Source organism: Mucilaginibacter sp. (assembly GCF_039207105.1).
Classification (GTDB): domain Bacteria; phylum Bacteroidota; class Bacteroidia; order Sphingobacteriales; family Sphingobacteriaceae; genus Mucilaginibacter.
The window spans coordinates 1-2,987 of the sequence record NZ_JBCECK010000290.1 but is presented as its reverse complement, the minus strand read 5'-3'; the positions used below and the strand labels follow the sequence as shown (position 1 = coordinate 2,987).

The 2,987-nt window shown below is 40.7% G+C and carries 4 protein-coding genes; all 4 read right to left on the bottom strand.

Annotation, left to right across the window (positions count from 1 at the left end):
- Positions 1-263 precede the first annotated feature (263 nt).
- Positions 264-1,253 (bottom strand): beta-ketoacyl-ACP synthase III, encoded by a 990-nt coding sequence (locus tag AAGC65_RS25685; RefSeq protein ID WP_343115310.1) that lies wholly within the window; start codon positions 1,251-1,253, stop codon positions 264-266.
- A gap of 11 nt (positions 1,254-1,264) precedes the next feature.
- Complete coding sequence (plsX, locus tag AAGC65_RS25680) at positions 1,265-2,203, bottom strand: phosphate acyltransferase PlsX (RefSeq protein ID WP_343115309.1); 939 nt, start codon at positions 2,201-2,203, stop codon at positions 1,265-1,267.
- A gap of 16 nt (positions 2,204-2,219) precedes the next feature.
- A complete protein-coding gene (gene rpmF / locus AAGC65_RS25675; RefSeq protein ID WP_076373869.1) occupies positions 2,220-2,411 on the bottom strand; it encodes a 50S ribosomal protein L32 in 192 nt (63 codons plus the stop codon).
- 11 nt (positions 2,412-2,422) lie between these two features.
- Positions 2,423-2,987: DUF177 domain-containing protein (locus AAGC65_RS25670; RefSeq protein ID WP_343115308.1), on the bottom strand; the 565-nt coding region annotated here is incomplete at its 5' end.

Here is a 2,987-nt window from a genome sequence, read left to right as displayed (position 1 = left end):
AGGTCCTGAATTTGTTTAATATCCATACTTAGGGATTGATTGTTTTTGGATAAAATTGATTATCTAAAATTGTATTGATGTGCAAACTAACAATTATGCCTGTAAGCAAAAAGTTAGGTGCAAGTGTTTTTCAATGGTTTGTTGTCAAATTTACAGTAATGCAAATGTGCAAATGTTTTTTATGTTTTGGCTATAAAATAAATAACATATTAAAATGAACAGATGTTTTATTTTTTAATCTGTTCATTTTAAAAGAATACTTTTTAATAGGCCCACTTTAAATAAACAGAACCCCAGGTAAATCCACCGCCAAATGCTGCTAAAATGAGGTTATCTCCTTTTTTGAATTTATTTTCCCACTCCCATAGGCACAAAGGAATTGTACCGTTGGTAGTATTACCGTAACGTTCAATATTGATGATCACCTTATCGGCACTTAAACCGGTGCGGTTTGCTGTAGCGTCAATAATGCGTTTGTTGGCCTGGTGTGGTACCAGCCATGAAACATCTTCGCCGGTAAGATTATTACGTTCCATTACCTCGTGTGCCACATCGGCCATGTTAGTAACGGCAAATTTAAATACGGCGGGGCCTTCCTGATAAGCAAAATGCTCGTGGGCATCTACGGTTGCGTGGGTTGCTGGCTTTACTGAGCCACCGGCTTTTTGATGCAGGTATTGTGCTCCTGATCCGTCGCTTTTTAATATGGAATCAATAATACCATAACCCTCTGTATTGGGTTCAAGCAATGCGGCTCCGCAGCCATCGCCAAAAAGAATGCAGGTACTGCGATCCTGGTAATTCATGATCGACGACATTTTATCGCCGCCAACTACCAGTACTTTTTTATGTTTGCCGTTTTCTATGAACTGGGCGCCTGTTGTAAGGCCATATATAAAACCAGAGCAGGCTGCCTGCAGATCAAATCCCCAGGCGTTTACCGCGCCAATTTTATTGCCCAATATATTGGCTGTTGCCGGGAAAGGCATATCAGGCGTGGTGGTGCAAAAAATAATAAGGTCAATTTCCTCTGCGCTTATGCCACGTTTTTTTAACAGGCCATTAACTGCCGGAACTGCCATATCAGATGTACCCAAGCCTTCACCTTTTAATATTCGGCGCTCCTTAATGCCGGTACGGCTTACGATCCACTCATCATTCGTGTCAACCAGTGTTTCAAGCTCCTGGTTGGTTAATATATAATCGGGAACGTAACCATGTACAGCAGTAATAGCAGCATGAATCTTAGTCATCTTATATTTTTTTACTGAAAAGCTTGTTTAATTTTATCAACCAGATGGCTCTCTACCATGTTTCTTGATAGCAAAACCATGTTTTTGATGGCCTCGGGGCTTGAAATGCCGTGACCAACAATTACTGGGGCATTTACGCCCAAGATGGGACTGCCTCCGTATTGTTCATAATTAAACCTGTCGAAAAACTCGTCTTTAAGCTGTTTCTTCCGTGTTATCACATAGAACGATTCGGCAAGCTTTAATATTACATTGCCGGTAAATCCATCGCACACAAAAACATCGGCACCTTCACTAAACAGGTCACGTCCTTCAACGTTACCCACAAAGTTAAATAACGATGTTTCTTTCATTAAAGGGTAGGTAGCCTGACAAAGGATATTTCCTTTCTCTTCCTCCTCTCCAATGTTCATCAATGCTACACGCGGATTTTCAATATCATATACCGATTGTGCAAGCAAACTGCCAAGCACGCCAAACTGAAGCAAAACATCAGGTTTGCAATCGGCATTGGCACCTACATCAAGCAAAATACCCAAACCTCCTTTAAGTTTGGGTACAATAGTAGTCATAGCCGGACGAATAACGCCGGGAATGGTTTTTACGCTGAACATAGAGCCCACAAGCATAGCACCGGTATTACCTGCCGATGCAAAGGCTTGTATCTGTCCCTCTTTAAGCAACTGAAAGCCTACTGCAATACTGGAGTCAGGCTTTTGAACGATGGCTTTTGTAGGGTGTTCGCCCATACCTATCACTTCGGTTGTATGTACAAACTCGAAATGATCGGGGCTTACGTTATTTTCCTGAAGAATAGTGACAGTAAGATCTTTATCGCCAATAAGCACCAGCTTTTGGTCGGCAGATAAAGCTTTATAAGCTTCGATTGCCCCTAAAACGGTTGCTTTGGGAGCAAAATCACCGCCCATAATATCTAAGCCAATCTTCATTTTCAGAAAATTAAACTTATGCTACTGCTGCTTTTTCTATCAGTAATTTACCGTTGTAGTAAACGTTACCATCAACAGTATAAGCTCTGTGTGGCAAGTGCACTGCACCTGTAGTTTGGCAGGTAGTTAAAGTTGGAGCTTCAGCTTTGTAGTGTGTTCTACGCTTATCTCTTCTTGATTTGGATATTTTACGTTTTGGATGTGGCATGATCCTGTTATTTATTTATTATTTATTTTCTTGAGTACATCCCACCGTGGGTCTGTATGCTCATTTTCTTCATTATTTGCCGAAAGGTCATTTAACTTTTCAAGCATTTCTTTATCACAATATGCGGTGTTACCCTCATCGCTGCATACCGATATAAATGGCATGGCAACGTTTATGTATTCATATATTAACCCGGCAATATTGATCTCGTGATCATTTTTGCTTAGGGCGATGATCTCATCATCCTCATCAATAGGCTCGTCGCTGAATTTAGCGATCTGCTGTTCGGTTATATCCAGCGCTTGTGGATATTGTGCCAAACACCTGTCGCAGGTAGCATCAACGGTGCCTTTGATCTGGAAATCCAGGATCAGCATTGTTTCCTGTTTATCCAACTCAACCTGACAAGTCAGGTTAGCTTTTTTAACAAGCGAATATTCAAACTCGTTAAAAAAAGCATCATCAACAAGATATTCAAACTGGTGTTTCCCCAGTTTAAGCCCTGTAAAAGGGATCGAATATTTTTTAAGCGATTTCAATGAGCAACAATTAGCCCGCAAATGTATGGAAAAATAC

Excerpts from the sequence above, each read along its gene's own strand:
- rpmF (WP_076373869.1), bottom strand. The coding sequence starts at position 2,411 with ATGCCACATCCAAAACGTAAAATATCCAAATCAAGAAGAGATAAGCGT.
- AAGC65_RS25685 (WP_343115310.1), bottom strand. The coding sequence starts at position 1,253 with ATGACTAAGATTCATGCTGCTATTACTGCTGTACATGGTTACGTTCCC.
- plsX (WP_343115309.1), bottom strand. The coding sequence starts at position 2,203 with ATGAAGATTGGCTTAGATATTATGGGCGGTGATTTTGCTCCCAAAGCA.